Here is a 14,597-nt window from a genome sequence, read left to right on the forward strand (position 1 = left end):
GCTCATGCACAAACCGGCCGCGACGCGCGAACAGGGCAAGAAGCCGCCCATCATCGATATCCAAGGCGAGAACGGCGACGACGTGACACCGCCGCCGCCCGAGCTGGTCGAACCCGACCCCGAACTGTCACCGGAGGAAGCCGAGCAGGTCCGCAAGGATTATCTGCTGACGCGGTTCTGGATCAGCGCCCGCGGTTTCTGGGGCCGCAACGGCGACCGCCTAGCCTGGCCGTTCTCGATCGGTCTCGTCCTGCTGATCGTGCTGACCGTCGGCTTCCAATACGGCATCAATGTCTGGAATCGTGCGATCTTCGACGCCATCGAGAAGCGCGATGCGGCGAGTGTCTTCCATCTCACCGCAATGTTCTTCCCGCTCGCGATCGGCAGCATCGTGCTCGCAGTCGTGCAGGTGTTCGCGCGCATGGGCATCCAGCGGCGCTGGCGCGCCTGGCTGACCGCGAGCGTGCTGACACGGTGGCTCAAGAACGGGCGCTACTACCAGCTCAACCTCGTCGGCGGCGATCACGGGAATCCGGAATACCGGATCGCGGAGGATCTTCGCATTGCCACCGACGCGCCGGTCGATTTCATTGCCGGCGTCACCTCCGCGCTGCTGTCGGCCGCGACCTTCATCGTCGTGCTCTGGACCATCGGCGGCGCGCTCACCGTCACGCTCGGCGGCTCGTCGGTGACCATTCCCGGCTTCCTCGTGATCGCCGCGATGCTCTACGCCGCGATCGCATCCGGATCGATCACGGTGATCGGCCGGCGCTTCGTGCAAGTCTCGGAGGATAAGAACCAGGCCGAGGCCGATTTCCGCTACACCCTGACACGCGTACGCGAGAACGGCGAAAGCATCGCACTGCTCGGCGGCGAAGAGGAGGAGCGCGACGGCCTCGATCGCAACTTCACGAACGTGCTGCGGCAATGGGCGCGGCTCGCCGGCCAGCACATGCGCACCACGCTGGTGTCGCAAGGATCGAGCCTCGTTGCGCCGGTCGTGCCGCTTCTGCTCTGCGCGCCAAAATTCCTCGACGGCTCCATGACGCTGGGGCAGGTGATGCAGGCCGCATCCGCCTTCACCATCGTGCAGAGCGCGTTCGGCTGGCTCGTCGACAATTATCCGCGGCTCGCCGACTGGAACGCCTGCGCGCGCCGCATCGCCTCATTGATGATGTCGCTCGACGGCCTCGAGCGCGCCGAGCAGGGCGATGGCCTCGGCCGCATCAAGCGCGGCGAGACCAGCAGCGAGGCCATGCTGGAGCTGAAGGATCTCTCGGTCACGCTCGACGACGGCACCGCGGTGGTCGGCGAGACCGAGGTGGTGATCGAGCCCGGCGAGCGGCTCCTGGTCGCCGGCGAATCCGGCACCGGCAAAAGCACGCTGGTGCGCGCCATCGCCGGCCTATGGCCCTGGGGCGGCGGCAGCGTGAATTTCCATGCCGACCGCCGACTGTTCATGCTGCCGCAGCGGCCTTATGTGCCCTCCGGCTCGTTGCGGCGGGCGGTCGCCTATCCCGGCGCGGCCGACCACTGGACCTTGGACGAAATCGGCGAAGCCCTGCACAAGGTCGGCCTCGATCATCTCAAGGAAAAGATCGAGGAGGAAGGACCATGGGACCAGACCTTGTCGGGCGGCGAGAAGCAGCGCCTCGCCTTTGCGCGGCTGCTGCTGCACAACCCCGATATCGTCGTGCTCGATGAGGCGACCTCCGCGCTCGACGAGAAGAGCCAGGACAAGATGATGAAGATGGTCACCGACGCGTTGCCCAAGGCGACCATCGTCAGCGTCGCGCACCGCGCCGAGCTGGAGGCTTTCCACAGCCGCAAGATCGTGCTGGAGCGGCGCAAGGGCGGCGCCAAGCTCGTCAGCGATATCGACCTGATTCCGCGCAAGGGCAGGCGTCGGCTGCTCGGGCGATTCTTGCGGCAGCGCAAGGCTCCAAGGAAGGCGGCGTGAGGCTCTCTCCGTCGTCCCGGACAAGCGCGCCCCAAGCGCGCAGATCCGGGACCGATACCCACAGGAAGGAAGTTTGACGAAGACTCGGAGTGAGCGGGTCGCATCACACTCCTCCCTGGGGTTATGGGTCCCGGGTTCGCTTCGCGCCCCGGGACGACACCGGTGATCGAGCGTTGGAGTCCCCCGCAAAACCGGCTATGCATGCGCCGCCTGCAACGAGGATCTGCTGCTTGACGTCCGACAATGCCCCTTCGTCCGCGCCGTTCGGCGCGTTCGCGCCCAATGCGGCGCAGGCCGCAATCATCCGCCTCGCTCAACGATCCGGGCTGAAGCGCGGCGCGTTCCGGCCCTGGATGTCGCGGCTGGTCAACCTGCTGCGCAGCGGCCCTGTCGACGTGCAATACCAGGGCGCCTCGTTCCGCCTCCATCACCAGGGCAGCGCGACCGAGCGCGGCGCGCTGTTCAATCCGGACTACAATCTCGACGAGCTCGACTTCCTGCGCCAGCACACCCCCGCGGGCGGCGTGTTCGTCGATGTCGGCGCCAATGTCGGCACGTTCGCACTGGTGATGGCACGGCAGGTCGGGCCATCAGGAAAAGTGGTGGCGATCGAGCCGCATCCGCTGACCTTCGCACGGCTCTCCTTCAACCACGCCGCATCGAAGACGCCGCAGGTTCGCCTGGTCCAGGCCGCCGCGGGCGACAGCGACGGCGAGCTGATGATCGAGAGCGGCGGCGGCAATCTCGGCGCCACCCACGTCGTCACCGGCACGGCCAGTGCCGAGGCGATCAAGGTGCCGTCGCTGCGCTTGATGCGCATTCTGGAGGAGGCCGGCGTCGGGCAGGTCGATTCGCTCAAGATCGACGTCGAGGGCTTCGAGGACCGCGTGCTGATCGGCTTCTTCCGCGACGCGCCACAATCGCTGTGGCCGCATGCGGTGGTGATCGAGCATCTGTCACAAAACGAATGGCAGCAGGATTGTATTGCCGACATGGTCGGGCGCGGCTTTACGATCGTGCGGAAGACACGAAGCAATACGTTTCTGTCCCGCTGACAGGGACGAACAAGGGAGGTTAGCGATGATCGACCATCTGGGTTTCTCCGTCTCCGACTATGAGCGCGCCAAGGCGTTCTACGTGAAGGCGCTGGCGCCGCTCGGCTACAGCCTGATCATGGAGGTCACGGCCGAGCAGACCGGTCACGCTGCGGCCGCGGGCTTCGGCGCCGAAGGCAAGCCCGATTTCTGGATCGGCGGCGAGGGCGCGATGAACAAGCCGGTGCATGTCGCCATTCGCGCCAAGGACCGCGCCACGGTCGATGCATTCTACAAGACGGCGATGGCGGCCGGCGGCCGCGACAACGGTCCGCCCGGCATCCGCCCGCATTATCACGCGAACTATTACGGCGCCTTCGTGCTCGATCCCGACGGCCACAATATCGAGGCGGTCTGCCACACGCCGGAATAAACCGGGCTTCGAAAGCGGGTGGCGCGGAACATCGGCGCTGCGCCGTCGTTGTTGTTCTCTGCACAACGATCCCGATGGTGCCGATGCCGATCGAACCGCCCGAGATTCCGCCCTCGACGCCCGGTACGCCAACTGAGCCACCGCCCGGAATCCCGCCCGGCAATCCGCAGCCCGAAATCACGCCGCCGGTGCGCGAGCCCGGCTCGCCGCCGCGGCCCGACGAATTGCCGGGCCGCATGCCTGAAGAGATTCCATCGCGCGGCCCGCACGGACCGCTCACGCCCAATCCTGCGACGGATGCAATTCCGCCGCGGGATCACGTGTGAAAGGGCCAACCAGTGCAAGGCGATTGCAACCAGCTTCTGAATGCGCAATGAACGTTGCCATAGTGAGATGATTTGCGTGCAGAAATAAATCGAGCCGCGGTTGCATCGCCCGCCACAATGCGGCCTAACGCGTAGCCGTTCATCACGACACTTCGACAAAGAACCTTCCGGGGAAGTTCACCACCATGACCAACCTTCGTTTCGTGCTGCTTGCGACGACGGCTCTGACCGCGATGCAATTGGCCAACACCGCATCGCATGCGCAAGACGCCGCGCCGCTCGTGGTCGCGCAGGCCCAGCCGCAAGACACGGGCCCTGACGGAAAACCGAAGCAGCCGCCGAAGGGACCGCCCGCAGCCGCGCCGCCTGCAGCACCCGCGCGCCCCGCGGCTCCGCCGCCCGCGGCAGCACCGCCCCACCCGCCTGCAGCGCCCCCGCCGGCAGCCGCCCCGCCGCGCCCGGCAGCGCCGCCACCGCCTCCGCCTCCCCCTGCGGCTCGTCCGGCACCTCCCCCGCCCCCGCCGCCGCCTGCTGCTCCGAAGCAGCCTTCGCCGCCTCCGGCCGCGGCCCCGCAGCAACACGCCCCGACACCGCCGCCTCCGCCCCCTGCCGCGCGGCCCGCTCCCACGCCGCCGGCGCCGCCGCCTGCCGCGCGCCCGGCTGCCCCGCCGCCGCCGCCACCTCCCGCGGCGGCGCCGCAGCAGCAGGCCCCGACCACGCCGCCGCCTGCGGCTCGCCCGACCCCGCCCCCTCCGCCGCCGCCTCCGGCAGCGGCTCCGCCGGCCCGGCCGACCCCTGCGCCTGCGCCGACGGCAACACCGCCTGCTCCGACAGCTGCGCCCACGGCACGCCCCGGCGCGCCTGCGCCGGCAGCAACGCCGGCTCCGACGGCGACACCCGCACCGACGACGACACCCGCTCCGACCGCAACGCCGGCTCCGGGCAGCACGCCCGGCGCACCGCCGGCTGGTCGCCCCGGCGCACCTCCGCCCGGCGTACGTCCTGGCGCGCCGCCACCCCCTCAGGGATCACCGGCCCCGGGCGCCACGCCCGCGCCAACGGCCACGCCGGCGCCCGGCAGCACTCCGCCGCCGCCGGCCGGACGACCGGGGTCGGCAACGCCCGCACCCGGCGCCACCCCGGCTCCGACGGCGACGCCAGCCCCGGGACAACAGGGTGGAACGCCTCCTGCCGGCGCGCCCGCCGCCGGGACTCCGGCTGCGCCCCCGCAGGCGGGTGCCCCTGCCCGGCCGCCGGCACCTCCCGCCGGCGCCGCGGCTCCGACCGTGGTCCCCGGCACGCCCGCCGCAGCGCCGCCGCCCGACAGGGCACAATACAGACCGCCGACGGTCGCGCCCGCGTTCCGCGCCGCGCCGACGGTCGCAGCGCCCTTGCCGCCGCCGCCGCGTCCGCAACAGCGTGACCTGACGCCGCTCGCGATCGGTGCCGGCGTGGTGGCCGGCGCCGTGATCGGGGCCACCATCGCCGATCTCCATAGCCAGCGACGCGAGGTCGTCGAAGGCGGCCGCACCGTCTACACCGAGCCGGACCGCATCATCGTCCGCGATCCGGGCGGGCAGGCCTATGTCCGCGGCAACGATCTCTATCGCTTCCGCTACGGCGCCCGCGACATCCGCACCGACACCGTCGGCGGCGAAACCCGCACCGTCGTGATCCGTCCCGATGGCAGCGAGGTGATCACCGTGGTCGGGCCGGACGGCTCGCTGCTGCGTCGTATCCGCAGGGACCCGCGCGGGCGCGAGATCGTGATCATCGACAACACCTACCGCGATCCGCGGGCGGTCGGCGGCTTCTACGTCGACGTGCCGCCGCCGGTGGTCAGCATTCCCTACGATCGCTACATCGTCGACGCCCAGGAGGCGCCGCCGCAGGTGATCTACGAAACGATGCGGGCTCCGCCGGTGCAGCGGATCGATCGGCGCTACTCGCTCGACGAGATCCGCTACAGCCCGAACGTTCGCATGCAGATGCCGAGCATCGACGTCAACACGATCAACTTCGAGACGGGATCGTGGACCATTCCGCCGGACCAGGCGGCGCGGCTTCAAGTGATCGCCGACGGCATCAACCAGGCGCTCCAGGCCAACCCGCAGGAGGTGTTCCTGATCGAGGGCCACACCGATGCGGTCGGCAACGAGGTCGACAATCTGTCGCTGTCGGACCGCCGCGCGCAGGCCGCAGCCGAATTGCTGACGCAGCAGTTCAATGTGCCCGCGGAAAACCTGACGTCGCAGGGCTATGGCGAGCAATACCTGAAGGAGCAGACGCAGGGGCCGAGCCTCATCAACCGGCGCGTCACCGTCCGCCGCATCACGCCGTTGCTCAACGGCGGCCAGGCCAATGCGGCGCCTCCGCCGCGCCAGTAAGACCTTCGCAAGAAGACAATGGCCGGGAGCAATCCCGGCCATTTTTCTTATCACGCCGTCATTGCTTCCGACGGCAGACATGCCTCACAAACCGCGGCAACATGCCGGTGATCAGTGCCGCAACAGCCGCCGAGAATGCGCATGCCGGGGAATGCGCGCCTGAGCAAATGGTAGCGGCGGCCGAGATCTGCGGGATCACCACTGTCTAGCGCCTCCGATTCATCGAGCTCGGCGTGGCTCTTGACCGATGCATTGGCTCTGATGCCGTGGATGCGCTGAACCCAAGCCTCGCCTGTAGCGAGTGCACTCTCGAAGTGCGTTGGGTGTGCGCAATTGATCAGGAAGTATTCGCAAGCCCGCTCCGTTGCGTCGTCGACCGCCTCGATCGCCTCGCGCAGCGACTCTCCCCGGACGAGGCGGCCATCGGTTTCGACCGTGAAAGAGATCGCGACCGGAATGTCCTGTCTCTGGGCCGCACGGACCACGCCAACGGCTTCGTTGATGCTGTTCAGCGTGAATGCAGTCACCATGTCGGCGCCGGCCTCGGCAAAGGCCGCGATCTGGCCCAAGTGGTAGGCTTCAGCCTCCGCCGCGTCCATGTTGCCGGCCTTGTAGCCGTCGCCTCGCGGACCGATCGCGCCGTTGATGACGCAAGGCGTGCCGGGGGCCTCCCAAGCACCGCGCAATTCGTCGAGGAAGCGAATGGCGCGCATGTTGATGGCCTCGAGCCTGGCGGCATCATAGCCGAGCTTGGCGCCCCAATCAGGGTTGGCACGCCAAGTCGGACTGTCGAGCACAAAGCCGAGCCCATGCTGCCGCGCGATACGCAGATAGGCTTCGTAGTACTGCCTCAAGTGCGCGCGGCCATCCGCGCTGTCGAGCAGCACGAATGCCGCAAAGTGGGGCAGCTCCAGCCCGTGGTGAAAGATAAGGGTTGTTTCCATGCCGCCGTCGGTCAGGAAAATGCCGCCGCCGCGCTGCGGCAGACCATGCCTGTATCTGGCCATTGATCGCTCCATCATTTGGACGGGCCCGCTCTCTTCATTCGGTCGCGCCATGCCCGTGTTCGGTCGCGGCATTTGGTGCCGCATAATGTCGCGTCGCTCTAGAAGCCCCGTGGTGCGGCTGAACTTCCACCGGCAAGCGTAGACAAATCAAAGATTTGCACGAGTCACTCGGAGAGGTGCTTGGTCCCAAGGGCCAATTTCCGCACCGTCGGTACAGTTCTGGAGACATCGATGGGAAAGGGCGAAGCGACGCGCGAGCGCATTCTCGAGATCGCGGAAGCGGCGGTGCTCGCAAAGGGCTTCGGCGCCACCTCGATCGAGGAGGTCATTGCCGAGGCCGGACTGACCAAGAGCGGCTTCTTCTATCACTTCAAGGACAAGAACGCGCTCGCACGGGAGATGCTGCGCCGCTACGTGGATACGAATGATCGCCTGTTCGACGAGATCTTCAGGCGCGGACGTGAGCTCTCCGACGACCCGCTGCAGTCGTTTCTGATCTCGCTGAAACTGCTCGCCGAAGTCATGGCCGATCTGCCGAACGGCCATCCCGGCTGCCTGATCGCCAGCATCTGCTATCAGGAGCGCTTGTTCGACCGCGATGTTCGCAATCTGACCGCGCAATCGGTCCGGAGCTGGAATGGGCACTTCCGCGAAATTCTCGACGGGATCGCCGCCGTCTATCCGCCCCGCGAGCCGATGGACCTCGACGATCTCGCGGAGATGATCTCGTGCGTGGTCGACGGCGCAATCATCATGTCGAAGACGCTCAACGACCCGAAGCGGCTGGAGCGACAGATCCTGCTCTTCCGCAGCTTTGTGAAGCTGGTCTTCACGCCGCCTCACTCGTCGTAAATTCATAGGGCGTGAGCGAACCAGGGCGGCCGCCCTGCCGCGCTCGCGTGCGGCAGGCATGTAGTTGTGCCCAGATTGGCAGTCGACCCGTCATCATTGTCGCGCAGCCAATCCCAGCGCGTCGGCCATGACACGGAACACGTCGGTATTGTCCATCGAGCCGTGCACGCGCTCGCTGCCCGGTCCGGTCGCGGTCAGGATGACGTCCTCGCCCGAATGCACGCTGGCGCCGACCAGCGCCGACAGATTGCCGGGGCGCAGCACCGCGCCCGGGACCTCCTTGTATTTGTCGTTGGCCTTGTAGGTGCCGTCGTCGCCAGCCTTGACGGTCGGCTCGTTGGGATTGTCGAGCTTGGGACGGAACGTCTCGTAGTGGTCGGGCAGGCTCGCCGAGAAGATGGCAAGCCGCCGGCTCACGTCGACGCGTGACGGATAACCTTCCGCATCCGGCGCGGGATAGTTGGGAAATCCGGCCTGATCGTAGACTCCGACGCGCTCGCGCAAGGGCACGTTGGGCGTCGTGCCCATGTCGTCATTCACCGTGCCGACGAGGCTGTTGGGATGATTGTGATCGGCCAGCACCAGGATGAGGGTATCGTCGCCGCGTGCGCGCGCCCATTCGCGCGTCTGACGCACGGCGTTGTCGAGCATGATCGTGTCGTAGACGGCGCGCTCCATGTCGAGCAAATGCGCGTATTTGTCGATCATTCCGGATTCGACCATCAGGAAGAAGCCGCTCTCGTTCTTCGCGAGGATCTTCAACGCCGCCTGCACCTGCTCGGTCAGATCTGGCTGCTCGGGGAATTTCCTGACGCCGCCGCCCTTCAGGAATTTGCGGTCGAGCACACCGTCCATGTTGCCGGTGGCGAACAGGCCGAGCAGCCGGCTCGTCTCCTGTTTTGCGGCAGCGGCGCTGAGCTCGCCCGCGGTGGTCGCCACCTGATAGCCGGCATCGCGAAACTTCGCGATGTAGTCGGTCTCGTCCTTGCGCTTGGAGCCGGTAGCCGACTTCGGCAGAAAATTCGCGCTGCCGCCGCCCATCATCACATCCGGCTTCGCCGCGAAGAACTGCTCGACGATGTCGTCATAGGCGGCGCGCCGACGGGTGTGCGCGACCATCGCCGCCGGCGTCGCGTCTTCGATCTCGGTATTGGTGACGATACCGATCGCCATGCCGAGCTGCCTTTTGGCAAGGCTCGTGATGGTTTCGACCTTGGGATCGTCGAGCGGGCTTGCGGTGCGGTCGGCATAGACGCCGAGGGCATTGACGGCGCTCTTGTGCCCGGTCGCATAGGCGCTCGCCGAGTTGGCGGAATCCGTGATGATCGAGTCCGAGCCGGCGGTTGCCACCAGCGCCATATGCGGCATGTCGTCGATGGCGAGCTTGCCGCGGCTCTTGCCTTCCGAAATCCCCTTGGACAGGATTCGCGCGGCGACCCGATGCGCCGGCGACATGCCGTCGCCGATGAACAGGATGACGTTCTTCGCCTTGCGCGCGCCGGTGTCGTAGACCGTCCATGTGACGCTGCGCTGGCGCGTGCCGTCGTTCACGTCGACCACGATGCTGCCGGGCTTGGTCAGCGTGACGTCGCGCAGGATCAGGGCCGACTGCTCCTTGCCGTCCTCGCGCTCGATGAAGCTCCCGGAACGGCCGAACGCGGCGGCATAATCCGCGCCGTTCACCGTCACCTTCAACTTGGCGGGATCGACCAGACCGGGAAGCTCGACCTTGAAGTCGAATTTGGCTCCAGCGAGGATCTCGGCACGATCGATCGGATAGATCGTCTGCGCCTGCAGCGACGATGTCCAGCAAAGGACGATGAGAGAGGCGAGTGCCGATCTCGTGACCATGTTTGATGCTCCGCAATTCCGTTCCGATGGACACAGGAAGCTAGCGATCGAGCATGACACCGTCATTAAGCCCGTAGCCCGGATCGATCGAAGCGCGATCCGGGAATCTCATCGGCCTGGCAGCGGCCCCGGATTTCGCTTCGCTCGATCCGGGCTACGGGGCGTCAGTAATCGTAGAGCCTGTGAGCCAATTCGTTTTGTTTCGGCTTCGGCATCAAGGGGTGGTATCGCCCCTTGATGGGGGAAGCCGGCGGCGTCAGGCTGTTGGTTATCTATGCTTTTGCGAGACGATGCCCTTGCAGGATGTTGTTGGTGAGGGCGTACCAGAGCACGACGGCACGGACCTTCTCGATGCCGCGCACGGTCAGTTGCCTGAGGTCCCAGTTGCGCCAGCGGGCATGGATGCATTCGCAGATGGTACGGGCCTGGTACTGTGCCTTGCCGGCTTCGCTGGCCATGCGAGCACGCCAGGCCGCTATGCCAGGACCGTCGCTGCTCCGGGGTAAGAAGGGATCGACACCGCTCCTGGATTGGGGCGGTGGACAGTAAACCTCGATGCCCTCGCCATGCGCCCATTCGATGTCGTCGCCAGTGCAGAACCCGCCATCGGCGAGGTAGCGGCGTGGCAAGCGCTTCAGCCGAGCGCGCGTTCGCTCCAGCATCGGGCGCATCAAGCCACGATCTGAGCCGCTGTTGTCGACATCGATCGCGACCACGATCAGTTCGCCAGCCGCGCTAGCCACCTGCACATTATAGGCCGGACGGAAGCCGGCATCGGCCATCTTCATCACCCTGGCCTGCGGGTCGGTGGTGGAGGCCCGAGGCTCCTTCGGCTTCTTGCCATTGCCGCCCTTGTCGTCGAGCTGTTTTCGCTTGCGCTTGATCTCGGCCAGCGCGGCCTGCGCGGCTTGCACCCGCTCGCTGCGTTCGCGCGCCGCCCGCTCTTTGGCGGCCCGGATCCGCCGATTGCTGGCTTCCGGGTCCGCATCGACCTCGCGCTTGAGCTCTTCCACAATGGCCTCGGCCTGCGCCATCTGCCGATCCAGCGTCGCCTCCCGCCGGAAAGATCCGGTCCCGGCATTCGCTCGTATCCGCACCCCGTCCTGGGTCAGCTTCTCCAGATCGACCAGCCCTGCCTCGTTCAGGGCCACCAGATGTTCAACCAGCAAACGGTCGAGCAAGTCGGCACAGCCGACCCGGAAGTCCGACAGCCCGTGATGGTTCAACGACACGCCACCGCAGAGCCAGCGGTAGACGTCGTGGCTGTCGCAGAGCCGGTCCAGCGCCCGCGCGCTGCCAACGGCATCGCTCGCGGCGTACAGCCAAAGCGCCAGCAACAACCGTGGCGATGGCGCCGGATGGCCCGGCCTGTTTTCCCGTGCCTTGACGCGATCTTCCAGCTCGCTCAGGTCCAGCCCTTCGACATAAGCCCAGATCACCCGCGCTGGATGATCCTGCCCGATCAGGCTGTCGATATCGACCGCTCGCAATTCGACCTGATTGCGCACAGGCTCGCGCAGCCGAGGTGCGCCTTGCGGCACCGCTTCGGTTCGTGCCGACTGCTCCGGCAATTCACCAAAAAGTCCGTCGTCAGCCATCATCCTCTCCAGCAGATCAGTCTGCCCAGAGAATCACATTCGTCTGACGCGCGGTACAAAAGATTCACAGTCTCGTAGGGTGGCAAAGGCGCGAGAGCGCCGTGCCCACCACTATCTCGGTCGCGGAAAGATGGTGGGCACGCTTTCGCTTTGCCCAGCCTACGACAGCGAGAGCGTCAGCCCTTGTCGCTCTCGAGCCGGAATATCTGCGAGCCTTCAGTGCCCGACAACAGGCCGGTCTTCGAATAGAGACCGAGCTTGGTGCGGGTGTCGGCGATGTCGAGGTTGCGCATGGTGAGCTGGCCGATGCGGTCGGCCGGCGTGAAGGCGGCGTCCTCGACCTTCTCCATGCTGAGCCGCTCCGGCGCATAGGTGAGGTTGGGGCTCTCGGTGTTGAGGATCGAATAATCGTTGCCGCGGCGCAGCTCCAGCGTCACCTCGCCGGTGACGGCGCGGGCAACCCAGCGCTGCGCGGTTTCGCGCAGCATCAGGGCCTGCGAATCGAACCAGCGGCCCTGATAGAGCAGGCGGCCCAGGCGCATGCCGCTGATGCGGTACTGCTCGATCGTGTCCTCGTTGTGGATGCCGGTGACGAGGCGCTCATAGGCGATGTGCAGCAGCGCCATGCCGGGCGCCTCATAGATGCCGCGGCTCTTGGCCTCGATGATGCGGTTCTCGATCTGGTCGCTCATGCCGAGGCCGTGACGGCCGCCGATCGCGTTGGCTTCGAGGAACAGCGCGACTGGATCGGAGAAGGTCTGGCCGTTGAGAGCCGTCGGCTGACCTTCCTCGAAGCGCACCACAACCTTCTCGGCCTTGACGGCGCAATCGTCGCGCCAGAACGGCACGCCCATGATCGGGTTGACGATCTTGATGCCGCTGTCGAGGCTTTCGAGATCCTTGGCCTCGTGCGTGGCGCCGAGCAGATTGCTGTCGGTCGAATACGCCTTTTCGGCGCTCATCTTGTAGGCGAAGCCCTGCGCGGTCATGAATGCCGACATCTCGGCGCGGCCGCCAAGTTCGTCGATGAACTGCTGGTCGAGCCAGGGCTTGTAGATTTTCAGGCCGGGATTGGTGAGCAGGCCGTAGCGGTAGAAGCGCTCGATGTCGTTGCCCTTGAAGGTCGAGCCGTCACCCCAGATGTTGACGCCATCCTCCTTCATGGCCGCGACAAGCATCGTGCCCGTCACGGCGCGGCCGAGCGGCGTGGTGTTGAAATAGGTGATGCCGCCGGTCGAGATATGGAAGGCGCCGGACTGGATCGCGGCGATGCCCTCGTGGACGAGCTGCGTGCGGCAATCGACCAGGCGCGCGTTCTCGGCGCCGAACTCCATCGCCTTGCGCGGGATCTCGTTGTAGTCGGCTTCATCCGGCTGGCCGAGATTGGCGGTGTAGGCGTAGCAGCGCGCGCCCTTCTGCTTCATCCAGAGCAGCGCCGCAGAGGTGTCGAGGCCGCCCGAAAAAGCGATGCCGACTTTCTCACCCTTGGGCAGGCTTTTCAGGATCGTGGTCATGGGGCTTCCAATCGGGTCTCAAGCTGATGTGACGGATGGGTTTGACCGCGCGAATATCAAATTTCGCGGGGCTCGGCACCCCTTTAATGGCTCAAACCGAGGGTTCGGGGCCGGTCTTGCGGCCGAACAGGCGCTGGCGGAGCCGGTAGGCGGGCATGTTCAGCCGGGTCAGGGCGGCATCCACCGCCTCGTCCGAGAACCGCGTCCGCGGCCAGCGGTAAATCAGCGCGTAGGCGAACCAGATCACGACGAAGGTGACGAGGCCGGCGATCGAGACATCGGTAAAGAAGTGCCCGCCGAAGGCCATGCGCAGGGTGCTGGTGACGGCACCGAACACCACGGCGGCGGCATAGGCGAGCGGCCGCCACGCCGGCGGCGCCAGCGCGGCCGGCGCCAGCGTCCAGAATGCCGTTGCCCCTTCGCCGGAGAAGAACGAGCAATTGCGCCCGCAGCCGCCGCGCGGATCCCACCACGGCACGAATTGCTGGTCGCCCGCGAACTCGGTCACCACCACCGGGCGCGGGCGGCCCCAATAAGTCTTGAACGTCAGGTTGGTCAAAATGCCGGCCGACATGATCAGCGTGACCAGCAGGAAAATGATCGTGCGCCCGGGCACCATCAGCGGCCGGTCGGGCCGGACCATCTTGACCACGAGCGCGACGATCGAGGGAAGGGCGAACGCCCAGGCGATCCACATCGCCGCATCGCGCGCAAAGCCGGCCCACTCGTTCAGCTTGAGCGGAAAAGTCCTGGTCTCGGGGTCGAAGAACAGCGAAGCGAGCTTGAGGTCGAGCTCGGGATAGAGGCCGAAGGCGACGCCGATGACGAGCCACAGCGCCAGGGCAATGAAGAGTCCAGTCCGGTTCATGGCGCGCGGTTTAGCGGAGTGGGAAGGGGATGGAAACCCCGGAATCCGTCATTGCGAGCGACTTGTCCGCCGTAGCTCGAAGAGCGAAGGCGGAAGCGAAGCAATCCAGAATCTTTCCGCAGAGGACCCTGGATTGCTTCGTCGCTTCGCTCCTCGCAATGACGGCGTCTCAATCCGGCCGCGAATTCGACGGCATCGGCGGAGGCGGCTTGCGCGCGGGTGGCGGCTCGCGCCAGGCACCGGCGTTGCGGCCGGCGATCAACCAGTAGACCACGCCGGCAACGATGCCGGCACCCGTCATGATTTCCAGGTGACGCCGCACGATGCCCTCGAACTGCAGCGTGTCGGCGTGGAAGGGAACAAGACCGAGATAGCAGGCGAGCCCGACGAGGCCCCCGCCGACGGCATAGGCGATCGCACTGCGGATGTAGAGCGCTTCGGTGATCGCGACGATTACCGCCGCCGGCACCAGTGCGAAGCCCGAGACGAAGATGAAGCCGAAGCCGAGCAGGATGTCGATCGTGCCCTGATCGACCGGACCGGCGCCGAGATCGGCGAATTCCGGAAACAGCAGCGCGACGACGACGATCATGCCGCCGACGAAGCAGGCGGCGAGAAAGCCGATGAAGATGACGACGAGGCGGCCGATCAGGGACATGACGAAAATGCCAACTCAGTCGTCATTGCGAGGAGCGCAGCGACGAAGCAATCCAGACTGCCGCCGCGGAGATATTCTGGGTTGCTTCGCTGCGCTCGCAATGACAGGA

At 66.3% G+C, this 14,597-nt stretch carries 12 protein-coding genes; 6 read left to right on the forward strand and 6 right to left on the reverse strand.

The genetic code is table 11. The features are described from left to right. The first annotated feature begins 4 nt into the window (after nucleotides 1–4). The 5 genes from N2602_RS00245 to N2602_RS00265 all read left to right on the forward strand — a co-directional run bounded on the left by N2602_RS00245 (nucleotide 5) and on the right by N2602_RS00265 (nucleotide 6,140). A complete protein-coding gene (locus tag N2602_RS00245; protein WP_212255552.1) occupies nucleotides 5–1,960 on the forward strand; it encodes an ABC transporter ATP-binding protein/permease in 1,956 nt (651 codons plus the stop codon). A 230-nt stretch (nucleotides 1,961–2,190) separates the two neighbouring features. Beyond that, nucleotides 2,191–3,015: an FkbM family methyltransferase gene (locus N2602_RS00250; RefSeq protein ID WP_260381402.1), complete on the forward strand. Its 825-nt coding sequence runs from the start codon at nucleotides 2,191–2,193 to the stop codon at nucleotides 3,013–3,015. 25 nt (nucleotides 3,016–3,040) lie between these two features. Then, nucleotides 3,041–3,427, forward strand: coding sequence for a VOC family protein (locus N2602_RS00255; protein ID WP_212255550.1), 387 nt, complete (start codon nucleotides 3,041–3,043; stop codon nucleotides 3,425–3,427). 83 nt (nucleotides 3,428–3,510) lie between these two features. Further along, complete coding sequence (locus N2602_RS00260) at nucleotides 3,511–3,753, forward strand: hypothetical protein (RefSeq protein WP_172788008.1); 243 nt, start codon at nucleotides 3,511–3,513, stop codon at nucleotides 3,751–3,753. A gap of 185 nt (nucleotides 3,754–3,938) precedes the next feature. Beyond that, a complete protein-coding gene (locus tag N2602_RS00265; RefSeq protein ID WP_260381403.1) occupies nucleotides 3,939–6,140 on the forward strand; it encodes an OmpA family protein in 2,202 nt (733 codons plus the stop codon). 50 nt (nucleotides 6,141–6,190) lie between these two features. On the opposite strand, the gene N2602_RS00270 is transcribed toward N2602_RS00265, so the two are convergent. After that, complete coding sequence (locus N2602_RS00270) at nucleotides 6,191–7,147, reverse strand: homocysteine S-methyltransferase family protein (RefSeq protein ID WP_260381404.1); 957 nt, start codon at nucleotides 7,145–7,147, stop codon at nucleotides 6,191–6,193. A 231-nt stretch (nucleotides 7,148–7,378) separates the two neighbouring features. Between N2602_RS00270 and N2602_RS00275 the strand changes: the two genes are divergently transcribed. Beyond that, nucleotides 7,379–7,999, forward strand: coding sequence for a TetR/AcrR family transcriptional regulator (locus N2602_RS00275; RefSeq protein ID WP_260381405.1), 621 nt, complete (start codon nucleotides 7,379–7,381; stop codon nucleotides 7,997–7,999). A 93-nt stretch (nucleotides 8,000–8,092) separates the two neighbouring features. On the opposite strand, the gene N2602_RS00280 is transcribed toward N2602_RS00275, so the two are convergent. From N2602_RS00280 to N2602_RS00300, 5 genes are all read right to left on the reverse strand, one after another. Continuing rightward, the gene (locus tag N2602_RS00280) at nucleotides 8,093–9,850 is read right to left on the reverse strand and encodes an alkaline phosphatase (RefSeq protein WP_172789499.1); all 1,758 of its coding nucleotides are present in this window, start codon (nucleotides 9,848–9,850) and stop codon (nucleotides 8,093–8,095) included. Nucleotides 9,851–10,122: 272 nt separating this feature from the next. Next, on the reverse strand, nucleotides 10,123–11,451 hold the full coding sequence (locus tag N2602_RS00285; RefSeq protein WP_212257604.1) for an IS1182 family transposase: 1,329 nt from the start codon (nucleotides 11,449–11,451) through the stop codon (nucleotides 10,123–10,125). A 173-nt stretch (nucleotides 11,452–11,624) separates the two neighbouring features. Continuing rightward, a complete protein-coding gene (argG, locus tag N2602_RS00290) occupies nucleotides 11,625–12,962 on the reverse strand; it encodes an argininosuccinate synthase (protein WP_172789500.1) in 1,338 nt (445 codons plus the stop codon). Nucleotides 12,963–13,053: 91 nt separating this feature from the next. After that, nucleotides 13,054–13,830 (reverse strand): phosphatase PAP2 family protein, encoded by a 777-nt coding sequence (locus tag N2602_RS00295; protein ID WP_172789501.1) that lies wholly within the window; start codon nucleotides 13,828–13,830, stop codon nucleotides 13,054–13,056. Between the two features lie 169 nt (nucleotides 13,831–13,999). Further along, complete coding sequence (locus N2602_RS00300; RefSeq protein WP_172789502.1) at nucleotides 14,000–14,488, reverse strand: hypothetical protein; 489 nt, start codon at nucleotides 14,486–14,488, stop codon at nucleotides 14,000–14,002. Between the last annotated feature and the right edge of the window lie 109 nt (nucleotides 14,489–14,597).

Source organism: Bradyrhizobium sp. NC92 (genome assembly GCF_025200865.1).
Classification (GTDB): domain Bacteria; phylum Pseudomonadota; class Alphaproteobacteria; order Rhizobiales; family Xanthobacteraceae; genus Bradyrhizobium.

What these genes read in the sequence shown, in the direction of transcription:
- N2602_RS00245 (WP_212255552.1), top strand. Translation starts at nt 5, where the DNA reads ATGCACAAACCGGCCGCGACGCGCGAACAGGGCAAGAAGCCGCCCATC.
- N2602_RS00255 (WP_212255550.1), top strand. Translation starts at nt 3,041, where the DNA reads ATGATCGACCATCTGGGTTTCTCCGTCTCCGACTATGAGCGCGCCAAG.
- N2602_RS00260 (WP_172788008.1), top strand. Translation starts at nt 3,511, where the DNA reads ATGCCGATCGAACCGCCCGAGATTCCGCCCTCGACGCCCGGTACGCCA.
- N2602_RS00265 (WP_260381403.1), top strand. Translation starts at nt 3,939, where the DNA reads ATGACCAACCTTCGTTTCGTGCTGCTTGCGACGACGGCTCTGACCGCG.
- N2602_RS00270 (WP_260381404.1), bottom strand. Translation starts at nt 7,147, where the DNA reads ATGGCCAGATACAGGCATGGTCTGCCGCAGCGCGGCGGCGGCATTTTC.
- N2602_RS00275 (WP_260381405.1), top strand. Translation starts at nt 7,379, where the DNA reads ATGGGAAAGGGCGAAGCGACGCGCGAGCGCATTCTCGAGATCGCGGAA.
- N2602_RS00280 (WP_172789499.1), bottom strand. Translation starts at nt 9,850, where the DNA reads ATGGTCACGAGATCGGCACTCGCCTCTCTCATCGTCCTTTGCTGGACA.
- N2602_RS00285 (WP_212257604.1), bottom strand. Translation starts at nt 11,451, where the DNA reads ATGATGGCTGACGACGGACTTTTTGGTGAATTGCCGGAGCAGTCGGCA.
- argG (WP_172789500.1), bottom strand. Translation starts at nt 12,962, where the DNA reads ATGACCACGATCCTGAAAAGCCTGCCCAAGGGTGAGAAAGTCGGCATC.
- N2602_RS00295 (WP_172789501.1), bottom strand. Translation starts at nt 13,830, where the DNA reads ATGAACCGGACTGGACTCTTCATTGCCCTGGCGCTGTGGCTCGTCATC.
- N2602_RS00300 (WP_172789502.1), bottom strand. Translation starts at nt 14,488, where the DNA reads ATGTCCCTGATCGGCCGCCTCGTCGTCATCTTCATCGGCTTTCTCGCC.